General features: G+C 71.7%; 15 protein-coding genes. 11 read left to right on the top strand and 4 right to left on the bottom strand.

The window, feature by feature from the left end:
* Positions 1 to 57 precede the first annotated feature (57 nt).
* Complete coding sequence (locus tag ABZX02_RS31920; RefSeq protein WP_355303706.1) at positions 58 to 864, bottom strand: serine protease; 807 nt, start codon at positions 862 to 864, stop codon at positions 58 to 60.
* A 171-nt stretch (positions 865 to 1035) separates the two neighbouring features.
* Here ABZX02_RS31920 and ABZX02_RS31925 point away from each other — a divergent pair, with 171 nt between their 5' ends.
* The 7 genes from ABZX02_RS31925 (at position 1036) to ABZX02_RS31955 (ending at position 8653) form a co-directional block, all read left to right on the top strand.
* Positions 1036 to 1410, top strand: a complete 375-nt coding sequence (locus ABZX02_RS31925; protein WP_355303708.1) for an FKBP-type peptidyl-prolyl cis-trans isomerase — start codon at positions 1036 to 1038, stop codon at positions 1408 to 1410.
* 142 nt (positions 1411 to 1552) lie between these two features.
* Positions 1553 to 2086: a YbaB/EbfC family nucleoid-associated protein gene (locus ABZX02_RS31930; protein WP_355303710.1), complete on the top strand. Its 534-nt coding sequence runs from the start codon at positions 1553 to 1555 to the stop codon at positions 2084 to 2086.
* 35 nt (positions 2087 to 2121) lie between these two features.
* Positions 2122 to 2430, top strand: coding sequence for a type VII secretion target (locus tag ABZX02_RS31935; protein ID WP_355303712.1), 309 nt, complete (start codon positions 2122 to 2124; stop codon positions 2428 to 2430).
* Positions 2430 to 6551 carry a hypothetical protein gene (locus ABZX02_RS31940; RefSeq protein WP_355303714.1) on the top strand — a complete coding sequence of 1374 codons (4122 nt, stop codon included), beginning with the start codon at positions 2430 to 2432 and terminating at the stop codon, positions 6549 to 6551. The genes ABZX02_RS31935 and ABZX02_RS31940 overlap by 1 nt, the downstream gene beginning before the upstream one ends.
* On the top strand, positions 6520 to 6990 hold the full coding sequence (locus ABZX02_RS31945; protein ID WP_355303716.1) for a hypothetical protein: 471 nt from the start codon (positions 6520 to 6522) through the stop codon (positions 6988 to 6990). The genes ABZX02_RS31940 and ABZX02_RS31945 overlap by 32 nt, the downstream gene beginning before the upstream one ends.
* Before the next feature lie 36 nt (positions 6991 to 7026).
* Complete coding sequence (locus tag ABZX02_RS31950; RefSeq protein WP_355303718.1) at positions 7027 to 7470, top strand: hypothetical protein; 444 nt, start codon at positions 7027 to 7029, stop codon at positions 7468 to 7470.
* A gap of 283 nt (positions 7471 to 7753) precedes the next feature.
* Positions 7754 to 8653: a hypothetical protein gene (locus ABZX02_RS31955; RefSeq protein WP_355303720.1), complete on the top strand. Its 900-nt coding sequence runs from the start codon at positions 7754 to 7756 to the stop codon at positions 8651 to 8653.
* On the opposite strand, the gene ABZX02_RS31960 is transcribed toward ABZX02_RS31955, so the two are convergent.
* Entirely contained in the window at positions 8637 to 9173 is a 537-nt protein-coding gene (locus ABZX02_RS31960) for a hypothetical protein (RefSeq protein ID WP_355303722.1), read from the bottom strand. The genes ABZX02_RS31955 and ABZX02_RS31960 overlap by 17 nt on opposite strands.
* 53 nt (positions 9174 to 9226) lie before the next feature.
* Between ABZX02_RS31960 and ABZX02_RS31965 the strand changes: the two genes are divergently transcribed.
* Positions 9227 to 9772: a DUF308 domain-containing protein gene (locus tag ABZX02_RS31965; RefSeq protein WP_355303724.1), complete on the top strand. Its 546-nt coding sequence runs from the start codon at positions 9227 to 9229 to the stop codon at positions 9770 to 9772.
* On the opposite strand, the gene ABZX02_RS31970 is transcribed toward ABZX02_RS31965, so the two are convergent.
* Positions 9714 to 10883 (bottom strand): glycosyltransferase 87 family protein, encoded by a 1170-nt coding sequence (locus ABZX02_RS31970; protein WP_355303726.1) that lies wholly within the window; start codon positions 10881 to 10883, stop codon positions 9714 to 9716. The genes ABZX02_RS31965 and ABZX02_RS31970 overlap by 59 nt on opposite strands.
* 156 nt (positions 10884 to 11039) lie before the next feature.
* Between ABZX02_RS31970 and ABZX02_RS31975 the strand changes: the two genes are divergently transcribed.
* From ABZX02_RS31975 to ABZX02_RS31985, 3 genes are read left to right on the top strand one after another with little or no spacing between them, the layout of a single operon-like run.
* A complete protein-coding gene (locus ABZX02_RS31975; protein ID WP_355303728.1) occupies positions 11040 to 11624 on the top strand; it encodes a DNA-binding protein in 585 nt (194 codons plus the stop codon).
* A gap of 27 nt (positions 11625 to 11651) precedes the next feature.
* The gene (locus ABZX02_RS31980) at positions 11652 to 12308 is read left to right on the top strand and encodes an RES family NAD+ phosphorylase (protein WP_030466547.1); all 657 of its coding nucleotides are present in this window, start codon (positions 11652 to 11654) and stop codon (positions 12306 to 12308) included.
* Positions 12309 to 12313: 5 nt separating this feature from the next.
* Positions 12314 to 12685 (top strand): hypothetical protein, encoded by a 372-nt coding sequence (locus ABZX02_RS31985; protein ID WP_355303730.1) that lies wholly within the window; start codon positions 12314 to 12316, stop codon positions 12683 to 12685.
* Here ABZX02_RS31985 and ABZX02_RS31990 read toward each other — a convergent pair.
* Complete coding sequence (locus ABZX02_RS31990) at positions 12670 to 14529, bottom strand: S9 family peptidase (RefSeq protein ID WP_355303732.1); 1860 nt, start codon at positions 14527 to 14529, stop codon at positions 12670 to 12672. The genes ABZX02_RS31985 and ABZX02_RS31990 overlap by 16 nt on opposite strands.
* Positions 14530 to 14592: the final 63 nt, after the last annotated feature.

Raw genomic sequence — 14592 nt, forward strand, 5'->3', positions numbered from 1 at the left:
GGTGGGAGGACGTAAGCGGGGCCGGGAAGGGTTGCCCGTCCTTCCCGGCCCGTTTTGCTACAGCTGCGCCTGGATCTGCGCCGCGTAGGTGGAGACGCGCGCGTAGACGCCGGGGTAGCCCGCCGCCGCGCACCCCTCGCCCCACGACGTGATGCCGATCAGCTTGCCGCCGGCCACGAGCGGGCCGCCGGAGTCGCCCTGGCAGGTGTCGGTGCCGCCCTGGGCGTAGCCCGCGCACACCATGTGCGTGGCGTTGAAGTCGCTGCCGTACGAGCTGGAGCAGCTGGAGTTGCTGGTCAGCGGCACGGTGGCGCGCAGCAGGTAGCGCGAGGCCGAACCGCCGGAGGACGTGGTGCCCCAGCCGAGGATCGTCGAGCTGGTGCCCGCGGCGTAGAGCCCGCTGTCCGCCGAGGTGGCGAACGGGATCGGGGTCTGGGACAGGTTCCGGTCGAGCGTCAGCACCGAGACGTCGTAGCCGAGCGTCACGTCGCGGTAGCTCGGGTGGATCCAGATCCTCGTGACGCGGGCGACGGTGCCCGCGGTGGAGTTCTTGTCGTCGCGGCCCGCGACCACGCGCACGGCGGACGGCGAGTCGCCCTCGGTGCAGTGCGCGGCGGTGACGACCTTGTTGGGCGCGACGAGCGTGCCGCCGCAGTACTGGAAGCCGCTGCTGGTGGCCAGGTAGACGACCCAGGGGTAGGTGGACGTGCTCGCGCGCGTGCCACCGACGATCTGGGTGCCGAACTCGCCGTCGGCGGTCGGGACGGGAGCTGCTTCGGCCACGCTGACGCAGGCCATGGACAGCGTTGCCGCCGCCAGTGCCGCGCCGAGCAGAGACCGGAGGCGGTGCAGGGTTGCCGCCATGTTCGTCTCCTTCTTCTGTTGTGTCCCCTCGGCTGCAGGCGCCGCGGGTCATTAAAGAAAGACATGGGTTCGGGTGGGCCGGGTAGGGCTGGTCCGCGTAGGCCATTCGGCCGCGCGCGTGCGAGCGTGATTGGATCGACCGCGAACACCCCCGTTCGAGAGGAAGTTGTGATGGCCCCCACGAAGCCTGAGGTCGACCCGCACGACGGCCCGGCGCCCGCCGACCTGCTGATCGAGGACATCACCGTCGGCGACGGTGCGGAGGCCACGGCCGGTCAGTTCGTGTCCGTGCACTACGTCGGTGTCTCGCACTCGACCGGTGAGCAGTTCGACGCGTCCTGGGACCGCGGCGAGGCGTTCCAGTTCCCGCTCGGCGGCGGTCGCGTCATCCAGGGCTGGGACCAGGGCGTCCAGGGCATGAAGGTCGGCGGCCGCCGCAAGCTGGTCATCCCGCCGCACCTGGGCTACGGCGCGCGCGGCGCCGGTGGCGTGATCAAGCCCAACGAGACGCTGATCTTCGTCGTCGACCTGCTGGGCGTGAACTAGCCCGACGGTCATCCCGGCGCTCCACTGGTCCGTTCAGTGGGGCGCCGTCCGTCTTTTCGGCCTATTTGACTCGTGGGTGGAACGAGATCGGATCGGGCTGCGTCATCCTTTGAGTCCGCCGCCGCTGTGGGAAGGAAGTCCGGTGCCCGAGGACATCGCCGGTTCCGAGCAGATGCTCGCGAACTGGAACCAGAACATCCAGGAACGCGCCGCGCGCTATCAGGAGATGGCGACGCGCGTGCAGGGGATGACGATCTCGGAGCGGTCGCAGGACGGGTCGATCGAGATCCTGGTCGGGTCCAACGGGATCCTGCAGAACCTGGTGATCAACGAGTCGGCCGCGGGCAAGCGCATGGCCGAGATCAGCGGCGAGATCATGAAGCTGTTGCAGCGCGCGCAGTCGAGGATCCCGCAGCTGCTGCAGGAAGCGATGGCCGAGACCATCGGCACGCAGGACGAGACGGCCAACGTGCTGTTCAACGAGGCCAAGAAGAACTTCCCCGCGCCGCCCGCCGAGGAGCCGGCGCGGACGCCGTACGACCGCAACGAGATGAACTTCCGGGTCGAGGACGACGCCCCACCGCCGTCCCGCCCGACTCCGCCGCCGCCTCCCCCGCGCCGCCGGCCGCCGTCGGATGACGACGACGACTTCGGCGGGGAGTCCGTGCTCTCCTGATCTTCTTGTCCGCTGCTCGAACTTGAGGGGGTTCGATGACCGCCGGTGGTTTCAACGTCACCTCGGACGTGCTGGAAGCGCACGCCAAGGCTCTGGAGGGCCTGCAGGGCCGGCTCCAGGGGGCAGTGGACGCGGCCAACACCGTGTCGATGCCGACTGACGCGTACGGCATCATCTGCCAGCCGTTCCGGATGCTGCTCGACCCCGTCGAGCAGTGGGGCATGGACGCGCTCAAGGGCGCCGCCGACGCCATGGCCGCCACCTCCAAGAAGGTGACGGAGACCGCCAAGCACTACCAGGAGATCGAGGACCAGATCACCAAGGCCTTCAAGGGTGGTGTCTGATGTCGTCTCCGAACCCGTTGGTGGCACAGGCCCCCGCCGAACCGTCCGGCTTCTTCAACGCGGGCACCGGCGACAACGGCTGGGCCACCGGCTTCTCCATCGCCGACTCGGCGATGGACGCCTACAAGGGCATCTCCGAGGGCAGCTGGATCGAAGGCGGCCTCGGCGTCGTCGGCCTGGTCGCCGACGCCGCCTCGATGGCCATCGACCCGTTCGGAACGCTGCTGTCGTCCGCGGCGTCGTTCCTGATGGAGCACATGCAGCCGCTCAAGGAGGCGCTGGACTGGCTGGCGGGCGACCCGCCGGTGATCCAGTCGTACTCCACGACGTGGGGCAACGTCTCGCAGGAGCTCGGCAAGGTCGCGAACGAGTACAAGGCGGCCGTCGACACCACCGGTGAGTGGACCGGTGCCGCGGCGGACGCGTACCGCAAGGCCGCGGGCGAGCAGCTGGACGCGTTGTCCGGCGCGGCGTCGGCGGCGGGCTCGGTCGGCACGGTCGTCGGCGTGATGGGCATGGTCGTCGGGTTCGTGCGCGAGATGGTGCGCGACCTGATCGCCGACCTGGTCGCGAAGCTGATCACGTGGGTGCTGGAGGCCGTGTTCACGCTCGGCTTCGGCACGCCGGTGATCGTGGCGCAGGCCGTGACCGCGATCTCGAAGTGGGCCACGCGCATCGGTGAGCTGATCCAGAAGCTCATCAAGACCATCAAGAAGGTCTCGCCGCTGCTGGGCCGGCTGGTGGAGATCTTCACGAAGATCATGAAGGTCGTCGGCAAGCTGGTCGGCAAGGTGACCGGCCTGGACGTGATCTCGACGAAGTCCATCAAGCCCGGTGGGCTGTTCCAGCGCACGAACACGCCGGACCTCTCGCCTTCGGGTGGCCCGAGCGCGCCGTCGTCGTCCTCGTCGTCGCCGGGCGGTTCGTCACCGTCCTCTCCGGACTCGCCTTCCTCACCTTCGTCTCCGTCGTCTCCGTCCACTCCGGACAGTTCGCCGTCGACGCCTTCTTCGCCCTCGTCGCCGTCGTCGTCTCCGGACGGGCCTTCGCGGGCCCCGGACTCCTCGTCGCCGTCGTCGGCGACCCCGCCGTCGGCACCGTCTGCGCCGTCGCGCACGCCGGACGCCCCGTCGACCCCGGACGCGCCGTCGCGCACCCCCGACACCCCGGACGCGCGCACCCCGGACGCCCCCCAGGCGACCCCGCGCACCCCGGACAGCTCGCCGGCCTCCCCGTCCTCTCCCTCGTCCCCCGCCGGACCGGCCCACGCCGGCACTCCGTCGTCGCCGTCGGCGCCGTCGTCCCCGTCCACTCCGGACGTCCCGACGCGCAACACCGGCCAGACCGTCCAGTCGTCGGTGGCGCCACCGGAGGCCCCGGCCCGTCCGGATGCCCCGCAGGCCCCCGCCCCGCGCACCCCGGACGGCTCCCCGTCGACCCCGGCCCAGTCGGGCCCGATGGGCGGCGCCCCGAACGCCCCCGGCAACGCCCCGTCCTCCCCCGCCGCACCACGGCCCGCCGCGGGCGGCCAGGGCTGGACCGGCACCCCCGGCAGCGCAGCGCCCAGCGCACCGTCCGCGCCCGCGCCGCGCACACCGGACGCCCCGGCCCCGCGCACCCCGGACACCTCCACCTCGGCGGCCAGGGCAGAGGCCCCGGCCCGCCCGAACTCGATGCCGTCAGCTCCGTCGGCCCCCTCCGCGCCCTCGAGCGGAATGCCCTCGGGCGGCGCACCGCACAGCCCGTCCAGCGTCGCCCCGTCCGGTGTGCCGCACAGCCCGTCCGGGGGCGTCCCGCACAGCCCGTCGGCGAACGCTCCGCACACCACCAGCCCGTCGTCCCCGAACGCGGGCCGCCCCGACGCGACTCCCCCGAGCCGCGCCACCACGCCGTCCGCCGCGGCGCCGCACGCCCCGTCGTCCCCGAACACGCCGCACGCCGGGCCGCCGCACACCCCGTCATCCCCGAACATGCCGCCCGCCGGGCCGCCGCACACCCCGTCGGCAGGCGGGCCGAACGCTCCGCGCGGCGACGCCCCGATGCGCCCGCAGTCGGCCGCGCCGACGGCCCCGAACGCTCCGCACAGCCCGAACTCGCCTCACAGCCCGAACACTCCGCACAGCCCGAACTCGCCTCACGGCGGTCCTTCAACCCGTCCGGACGCGCCGCACGGCGGCCCCGGCTCACCGTCGCGCCCCGACGCTCCCCACCGGCCGGACGGCAGCGGCCCCGGCAACCGTCCGGACAGCACCCGTCCCGACGGCACCCGTCCCCAGACCCCGGACGGCGCCCGCCCCCGCGGCGCCGACACCCAGGCTCCGCACCGCTCTCCGGACACCACCCGCCCGGAGTCCGCGTTCCCGCACCAGCCCCACGCTCCCCACGGCCCGAACGCGCCGCACGGACCCGACGCTCCCCACCACGGTCCGGACGCCGACCGTCCCCACGGCACCGACCGTCCCCACGACTCGGACCGCCCCCACGACTCGGACCGCCCGAACGACGGCACCACGGACGCGCCGAACACCCACGACGCCCCGCCCGCCGACCGCCCGAGCCCCGAAGAGGCGCACGCCAGGCACGCCGAGTCCACCCCCGCCGGCATCTCCCACCACGGCGGCGACAGCGACATGGGCGACCTGCCCCACCGCGTGCCGAACGACCCGAACTTCTTCACCGCGGACGTCCACATCACGCCCGACGGGCGCGCGCGCATCGGCGGTCACGACTACACGCCCGCCGAGTACGCGGACATGCTGCGGCGCGGCGGGTACGACGGCAGCCGTCCCGTTCGCCTGATCGGGTGCGACGCCGGCAGCAACGACTTCGCCCAGCAGCTGTCGCGGCACCTCGACGCACCCGTCGTGGCACCGACCCGGCCCGCCTGGACCGACAGCCACGGCCGCGTCTTCTCGAGCGACGCCGACATCCGTCCCGACGGCACCCGCGAACCGCGGATCCCCCCGAACGGCGAGTGGGAGACCCACCACCCGGACGGGTCCCGCACCAGGGCGAGCGACGACGGCTTCGCACCCGGCTCGCGCGAGCACGACTCCGACCTCGACCCGACCGACGCACGCGACCGCGCGGCGGATCCCAACCAGCCCGTCTACGACCCGCCGCCGAACCGCGACCGGATCGACGAGCAGGCCTCGGACTTCGACGAGAGGTTCGTCGACTACGACCGGCCGGGCCACGGCGACCCGAACAGCACGCACTACCACCGCGACCCGAACCCGCCGGACGACCTGGGTTCGCCGCGCGACGTCGAGGCGCCTCCGCGCGACCGCGTCCGCGACGCCCCCGGCCCGCCGCGCGCGATCGAGGACGTCCCGACGGTGCCCGAGCCGCTGCGCGGCCACACGACGCCGCCGGACCACACCAGCCTGCCGCCGAACACCCAGTTCAACGTCAGCAACCCGAACGGCACGCGCACGACGTTCTTCACCGACGCCGACGGCAACGTGAAGTGGGTGGAGGCGACGTCGGGCTCGAAGTCCGGTGCGGCGGAGGGCGTGCACGGCTTCAACCCGGACCTCGACTACCCGCTGATGGGCGACGTGCAGTACCGCGTCAACGACCAGTGGGACTTCCACACCAACGAGCGCGGCCAGACCGACTCGGTGTCCGGTACGCCGACCTACGGCAGGTCCGACAGCAACCTCCGCGACGACTCGGGCGACTACAGCGCCCAGGGCCGCGCGGGTGGCGAGGGCAGGGCCGCCTACGACGGCACGCCGTACCAGGACGTGAAGTGGGCCGGTGGGCACATCGTCGCGAACGAGGCGGGCGGCCCCGGCGAGTACATCAACATGTTCGGCCAGATGAACGCGTCGAACTCGGGTCACAACAGGGACGGGTTCAGCAACGCGGCGTCGTGGCGCGCCGAGGAGTCGCGCCTGGCCGAGTTCGCCCGCCAGCCCAACCAGGCGATCGCCGACTACCAGGTGCGGATGACCCGCCGGGAGGACGGTCTGCCCGAGACCGTCACCATGCGGTACACCGAAGTCGTCTACAACGCCGACGGTACGGTCAAGTCGGCGGATGTTCGCCAGGTGACCTTCAAGAACGTTCCGGAGAACGCGAACTATGCGCCCAACACTCCCTACGCCCGACGCTGAACGGCTGCTCGGAGAGCTCCTGGAGATCCTGGAGCTCTCCGCACCGCTGCAGTGGGAGAGCGTCCGCTTCTCCGTGCTGTCGACGGTGCTGACCGACTCGTCGACCACGTCCGCGGTGAAGAAGGACGGCACGCGCAAGTCGTACGCGCTGCCCGAGGTCTTCTCGGCCAAGCTCGACGAGTTCCGCGGCGCCTGCTACGAGCCGGGACGGGGAACCTGGTTCTCCGCGACCATCGCGCTCCAGGCCGGCGCGGAGCCGGAGATCGACCTCAACTACGACGAGAAGCCGCAGTGGCCGGCCTGGCCGCACCCGTACTCGTACGTCCGCGACCTGGAGTTCTTCCCGCGCGACGACGAGCACGTCCCCGGCTGGCTGCGTGAGCAGGTCGAGCTGGCCGCCACCGAGGCGGAGGCCGCCGGCCCGCCGGACGGACGATAGGGTCGGGCCACCGACTCGGAGGAGGACCGCAACGCGATGACCGGATGGCCGACGCTCGACCCCGCCGGACAGAAGGACGTGCTCGACCGGCTCACGATGATGCTGCTCGATGCGCTGCCGCCGGACTGGGAGCGCGTGCAGATCGAGTACCGCGTCGTCGGCAGGCACAGCGACGGCCGCGTCGGGCTGGTCCGCGGCGACGGGATCATGCGCGACTGGGACCCGCCGCTGGAGACGTGGCACCGCTTCCAGGACCTGCGCGGCGGCATGTACGCCGAGGGCGAGGGCACCTGGTTCGGCGCGCAGTACAAGCTCGAGAGGCCGGACAAGTTCGCGGTCAAGTTCAACTGGGACCGCAAGCCGGAGTTCTCGACCGAGATCGGCCGCGACCAGTACGAGCTCGAGCAGGAGCGGTTCCCGCGCGTCGAGTCGCACCAGCCGGACTGGTTCCGCGAGGGGCTGGGCCGACCGGCTCAGTGAGCCGGCCGGAGTTCCACTCCCGTCAGCACTCCCGCGCCCTTCGACGTGGCCGGCCCAAGACATCGCCTCACCGGGCGGCTCTCTTCGCCGTCCACTCCGGACGGTCGGCGGCCGGGCGTGACCAGCGAACTGTGAGACGGGCCACGCGTCCGTCCAGTGGAACCGAAGCGCCCGGCACCCACTCAGAGTTGTGTGAACGGCGCGGGGACGGTGACCGGCCCGCGCGCGTGGCGGAGGCCCGATAAGATCAGCGGGCTTTCACGGGGAGAGGGGCGAGGACCACATGAGCCAGCCGGCGACACCGCTGAGCGAGCAGGACCAGCAGCAGCTGGTGCGGCAGATCGGCCGTGCCATGCTGCCGGCCGTACCGCAGGGCTGGCAGCGCATCCGGGCCGAGTACCGCGCGGCGGGCCGGCACATCGAGGTCGACCTGGCGTTCGCCGGGCCCGATGGCCAGCTGCGCCCGGTGCGGCCGCCGATGGACGTCGTGCAGATGTTCGGCCACCTGCGCGGGGGCATGTACCACCCCGAGCGCGGCACCTGGCTGAGCGCGACGTACGAGATCGAGGCGCCCGCGGCGTTCACGGTGGACTTCAACGCCGAGGACGAGCCGCGCTGGCGCAACGCGCCGCCGCCGATCGGGTTCCGCGACGAGCTGCAGACGTTCCCGCGGCCGGACCGGATGATCCCGGACTGGTGGCGCCAGCGCGTCGGCCTGCCGCCGCTGCCCGCGCCCGAGCCGGAACCGCAGCAGCAGCCGCAGCAGGAGTTCCAGGTGCCGCCCGCCCAGCCGGGTCAGCCCGCGGCCTCTGGTGAGCTGCGCACCGCCCGTGTGTACGACGGCAAGAACGACGACGGCCGCATCGTGGTGAACCGCCAGCCGGTCGACCCGCAGCTGCTCGACGGCCTGCTGAACTACCTGGAGTCGGCGCCGGTCGTGCTGGCCGCGCGCAGCTACGACCTCGACGAGTTCTCGCAGAGCGGCGAGCAGGACGTGCCGCTCAACTTCCGCACCGACGGCACGTGGATCTGGGCCGGCGCCGTGCCGCACTACCTGCGCAAGTACGGTCTCCCGCCGGAGCCGGAGCTGGTGGCGCACGCGGTGTCGCGTGGCTTCCAGGTCGCCGAGGTGACCGAGCAGACGCAGGACCGCGCGGTGTCGATCATCACGGGCCAGGGCTAGTCCCGAGGGTCTTCAGGTACGCCTCTCCTCTCGGGGAGAGGCGGTACCCGACCTCCAGGGACTCGGTGAGGCCCTTGGCTTTCAGCTTGCGCACGTCCGCCTTGAACGGCAGCTTCTCGCGGCCGGCCGACGCGGCGAGGTCCGCGGCCCGCACGCCGGGGTTCGCCGCGATCAGCCGCAGCAACGCGACGGCGTCCTCCGCCGGCACCAGTCCGTCCACATCGGACGACGAGCGCAGCTCGATGCGCGGGTCCTCGCCCACGAAACGCAGGCGGATCCGGTAGAGCGAGCCCTCTCGTCCGTCCACTGAGGACATCAGAGCGGCGACGGTCGGGAATCCCGCCGCCACCGCCTCGGCCCGCGCCACCCGCCGCACGACGTCCACCGCGTCGATCGCCAGTACGCCCAGCGACGTGCGCAGGGTTCCTCCGGCGCGCACGGTCGGCCGCTTCCACCGCCGGAACTGCAGCGTGACCTCGCCGGACCGGATCCGTTCCCAGTCAGCCACTCGGATCAGCACCGAACGAGGGTCTCAGGTTGCCGACCCCCGCGACAGCCGAGACGATCCTCGCCATGCAACGGTGGTGGCTCTTCACGGTGCGCGGAGTTCTCGCTGTCCTGTTCGGTGTGGCCGCTCTGGTCTGGCCGGGCCTCACCCTGATCGCGCTGATCATCCTGTGGGGCGCGTACGCGTTCTTCGACGGCGCGATGATGCTGTACCTGACGCTCACCCACAAGGAGTGGCCCGCGCGCTGGGCGCTCGGTCTCATCGGCGTGCTCGGCCTGGTCACGGGCCTGATCGCGTTGTTCTGGCCGGGCATCACGGCGACGGCGCTGTTGCTGCTCATCGCGGCGTGGGCGCTCGTCACCGGCGTGCTGCAGATCGTCGACGCGATCCGCCTGCGCAAGGTGATGACGAACGAGTGGTTCTACATCGTCACGGGCGCGCTGACGGTGCTGCTCGGCGTGGTCCTGGTCGTGAACCCGGCGGCGGGCGCGCTGGCGTTCGTGATCACCATCGGCGTGTTCGCGATCCTGTGGGGCGTGGTGCTGGTGCTGTTCAGCCTGCGGTTGAAGCAGTTCGACGGCGGTCTCGCACGATCCGCACCGCGAGTGTGACCAGCACGGCCACCCCGACGAACACGTAGAGGTTGCCGATCACCTGCTGCCACCAGGCCCAGTCGCGCTCGACGTCGTTGTCGCGCGGGAACAGCCAGTGCGGCCCGACGGCGAACACGGCCACGATGGCCCACGACGCCCAGTGGCGGCGCAATTCGGGCCGTGAGAGCAGCACGAGCGCGGGCGCGATCCATACCCAGTGGTGGCCCCACGACACGGGCGAGATCAGCAGGCCACCGATCGCCACGACGAAGAACGCCTCGGTCTCACCGAGCTGCGACGCCAACCACCACACGGTCGCCACGACGAGAAGCGCGAGCACGACCCACACGCCGACCTGCGCGCCGTTCTCCAGGCCGAAGCGCGCGAGCGTGCCGCGGATGGCCTGGTTCGACGCGTAGGTGAGGCGCCCGACGCGACCTGGGTCGAGCAGCGCGTGCGTCCAGTACTCCTTCGCGTCCCCGAACGAGACGAGGAACCCCACCAGGCCGAAGAAGAAGAACGAGCCGATGGACACGAACACGGGCTTCCACTGCCGTCGCGCCACGAAGAACAAGGCGAAGAACGCCGGCGTCAGCTTGATCGCGGCCGCCAGCCCGATCAGCGCGCCCCGCGGCCACCAGCGGGTCCGTTCGAGCAGGCAGTCGGCCATGACCAGCAGGCCCAGCAGCAGGTTGATCTGGCCGAACCAGAGCGTCTCGCGGAGCGGGTCGAAGATCGACGCGACCGCTGCCGCGCCCAGCCCCCACTTGACGGCGTCCGGCCCCCACCCGACCACGCGCTGCGCCGCGATCAGGCACAACCCGGTGAGCATCGCGAGGTTCGCCGCCGCGACCACGAAGATCGCCACCCCGAGCGGCACGAGCGCCAGCAGGCTGAACAGCACCGCGGCGATCGGCGGGTAGGTGAAGGGCAGGTCCGGCCCGCCGAGCGGCTTCGCGAACCCCTCGACGTACAGGGGGATGTCCTTGAGGAACGCCGCACCGCCGTTGCGGTAGACGCGCAGGTCGAGCGACCACCCCGGAGGGCGGAGCATGACGTAGGCGAGCGTGGCGACCATGACGGCGGCCCACGCCACCACGACCCGCTTGGCGGTGCGGTCGAGCTGCATCCGCGAATGGTATCGATGTGCCACATGAGGCCCACGTCACCACTGCGTTACCGGGATTCTCACGTAGCGTCGTCGCGTGACCGCGCAACGTCGAACGAAGTCGTTTGGGCCGTTCGTAGGGCGCACAAATGCGCACGCACGAGCTATTCTGTGCGCATGAGTCCAGCCTTGGAGACGGTGCTGGCCAAGGCCGGCCTGCAGGTGAGTCCCGACGAGTTCCTGGCCCTCGTGACCGACGCGGCGCGAAGGCTCGCCCCACCACACCCCGAGCCCGCCACGTACTTCACGCCGGACCAGCAGGCCGCACTGCAGGACGTGGGCCTCGACCTGTCCCCGGCGGGCCCGGCCGACTCGAAGCCCCGCACCCGCACCGTCGTGGCCCACGCGGTCCTGCGCGACTCCGCGCTGACCGTGAACGAGGCCGCGCGCCAGCTCCAGGTCGACACCAGCCGCATCCGCCACCGCCTCGGCGTGGGCAGGCTCGTGGGCTGGAAGGACCGGGGCAGCTGGCGCCTGCCCGCGTGGCAGTTCGCGGGCACCGGCGTGCTCCCGGGCCTGGAGACCGTCCTGGCGGAGATCCCGCAGGACCAGCCGGCCCTGGTCGTCGCCGCCTTCATGACCACCCGCCAGGAGGACCTGCCCGTCGACGGCAAGCCCGCGACCCCGCGCGACTGGCTCCTCGCCGGAGGAGACCCGCGCCGGGTGGGCACCCTGGCCTCCACGCTCGGCACACCTGCCTGAGCGTTCCCGAACACCGACAGGACCCGAATGTCACGGCTTCCGCAGCCGCCTGCCCCTGCCGTGCTCCAGGCGCACCTGCGCCGCACCGAGGACGTGGTGGCGGTGCACCGGGCGACCCGCCTGGTCCGCGTCTTCACCGCGAAGGGCTCCCACCCCCAGCGCTGGAACACGTTCCGCTACACGGGCCCCCTCCCGCACGCCCGTTTCGACGCGCAACAACCGGCCGACGACGGCAGCCCGGTCCAGGACCACGAGAACGGCGTCCTGTACTTCGGCCTCTCGGTCCGCACGTCGATCGCCGAGGTCTTCCAGGCGACGTCCATAGTGGACCGCCGCACCCGCTCCCCGTTCCTGGTGGTGCTGAGGCCGCGCCGCACGTTGCGCCTGCTGGACCTGGGCGGGCTGTGGCCCACCCGCGTGGGGGCGTCGCAGGAGATCTCGACGGGGCCGAAGCTGGTGACGCAGGCGTGGTCGCGGGCCATTCGCGCGGCTTATCCGGAGTTGGACGGGCTGTGGTACCGGTCGTCGATGGACTCCGGCGATCCCGCCATCTGCCTGTGGGATCCGCCTGGGGCGTCGGGGTTGCCGGCGGCGCCGGACGTGTTGCTGCCGCTGGACCATCCGGGCCTGGATCTGCCGTTGGCGCGCGTGTGCGAAGAGCTCAACTACACGCTGCTGGGGTGACTCAGGTGGAACCACGCGAAGCGATGATCACGCAGATACCGGCCGGGACCTCTCGGGCACACCGGCTGGAGGCGTGGACGATCCAGGGCGACCTGCTCGGCACGTGGGAGGGCAAGGAGGCCTCGGCCGTCCTCGCCCTCGTCGCGAAGCTCCCGACCGCGGACCCGATGCGGTGCTTCTCCCCCGGATACGCGATCTGGGCGCACGACGCCAATGGGGAAGTCCTGTTCGACCTGGAGTTCTGCTTCGGGTGCTTCTGGGTGGGCGTGCGGGAGCCGGGTGGTCGCCAACGCCTGGTGGCGTTCGACGCCGGCTCCGCGCCCGCGCAGGAACTGCTGGCCGGTTTCCGCGGCTTCGCGGGTCAGGCCTTGAGGTAGCGGTCCCACCACTCCAGCACGGCCTCGAACCGCTGCTTCCGGTGCCGCGGCTGCCCGGACCGGGTCAACTCGTGCCCCTCCCCCGGGAAGATCAGCATCTCCGACTCCACGCCGCGCCGCTTCAGCGCCACGAACATCCGCTGCGCCTGCTCCAGCGGGCACCGCCAGTCGTGCTCCGAGTGCACGACCGCGAACGGCAGGTTGATCTTCTCGGCGTAGGTCAGCGGCGACATCGCGCGCTGCGCCTCGGGATCGGGGCCGCAGTAGGCGTCCGCGAAGAAGTAGCCGATGTCCGACGAACCGCCGAACGAGTCCCACGCGTTGACGGCGCGCTCGGACCAGGCCGCGCGGAAGCGTTCGCCGTGGTGCGCGGACAGCCACGACGTCATGAAGCCGCCGTACGAGCCGCCCATCACGCCGACGCGTTCGGCGTCACAGTCCTCGCGGGCCAGCGCGACGTCCAGGAGGGACAGCACGTCGTCGACGTCGACGGTGCCGAACTTGCCGATCACCGCCTGGCCGTGGGCCTGGCCGTAGCCCGCCGAGCCACGCGGGTTCGGCAGGACGACGGCGTAGCCGGCGGTCGCGTAGACCTGGGCCTCGTCGAAGAAACCCCAGCTGTGGTACATGAACGGGCCGCCGTGGACGGCCAGGACGACCGGGTGCGGGCCGTCGCCGTCGGGCAGCACGAGCCAGCCGTGGACCGGGTAGCCGTCCGAGGCGGAGCCGGTCAGCTCGACGACGCGGCGGGTGGGGACCGACGAGAGCGACGTGCGCACACCGGTTCCGACGAACTCGACCTGACCCGGGCTGTCCGGAGTGGACACCACGGCGACCACAGTGGACCCGTCGGTGGCGAACGCGCGGACGGCCGCCGAGGTGCCCGTGAGCACCTCGCCGGGGCCGCCGTCGAACGGGATGCGGCGCAGTTCCAGGGCGCCGCGGTTGCGCACCACCAGGAGCACGCCGGACGCGTCGGCGACGGGCTGGCCGGAGAGCCGGTCCACGTCCACGGTCTCGACGTCGGTGAGGCGCGTGGGCGACGAGCCGTCGAGGGCTGCCTTCCACAGGCCGTTGTTGCGGGCCACCGCGTCGATGCCGGTGAACTCCGTGCCGAGGTAGAACAACGATCCGTTGGCGACGAACGGCATCGAGGTCTCGCCGGTGGCGCGCACGAGCAGCGACGGCGAGCCGCCGTCGGCGGAGACCCGGTAGAGGTCCGAGTGCAGCGTCTCGGTCACGCCGAGGTCGCGCGGCGCCACGAAGACCAGCGTCGACTCGTCGAGCCAGGCCGGGTCGGAGACGTCGAACGAGCCGTCGGTCACCTCGGCGACCTCGCCGTCGAGCGTCACGACGTGCAGGCGCGGGCGGCGGTCGAGGAGAAAGCCGACGTCGTCGACCCGGTAGTCGAGGCGCGTGATGCGGCGTGGCGCCTCGGCTTCGGGGCCGTCGTCGGTCGTGCCGTAGCGGCCTTCCTCGGCCACGCGCGCGACGAACGCGAGGCGCTGCGAGTCCGGCGACCACACCGGGGCGCCGGCGCCGAGCTTCACGTCGGTCAGCCGGCGCGGCTCGCCGCCGTCGACCGGGGCGACGTAGAGCTGCGGCTTCGACTTTCCGGTGACGCGCACGAACGCGACGTGCTTGCCGTCGGGAGAAATGCGCTGCGCATTGTCACGATCACCGTGCGTCCACGGTGTTGTCGTGCCGTCCGGGAACACCCGGTGCAGACCGCCCCGGTAGGCGTTCTCGTCGAGGTCGGGCGTGGTGATGCTGACCAGCACCAGGTCTCCGGACACGGCGACGGTGCCGGGCGTGGTGAGCAGCTGCAGGTCTTCAGGGCGCACGGCGTGGACGCTAACAGAACTTGTTAGCAAAGCTCAGAGTTATTTGTTGACCGATCACAAAAA

The organism is Lentzea sp. NPDC003310 (assembly GCF_040610935.1).
Classification (GTDB): domain Bacteria; phylum Actinomycetota; class Actinomycetes; order Mycobacteriales; family Pseudonocardiaceae; genus Lentzea.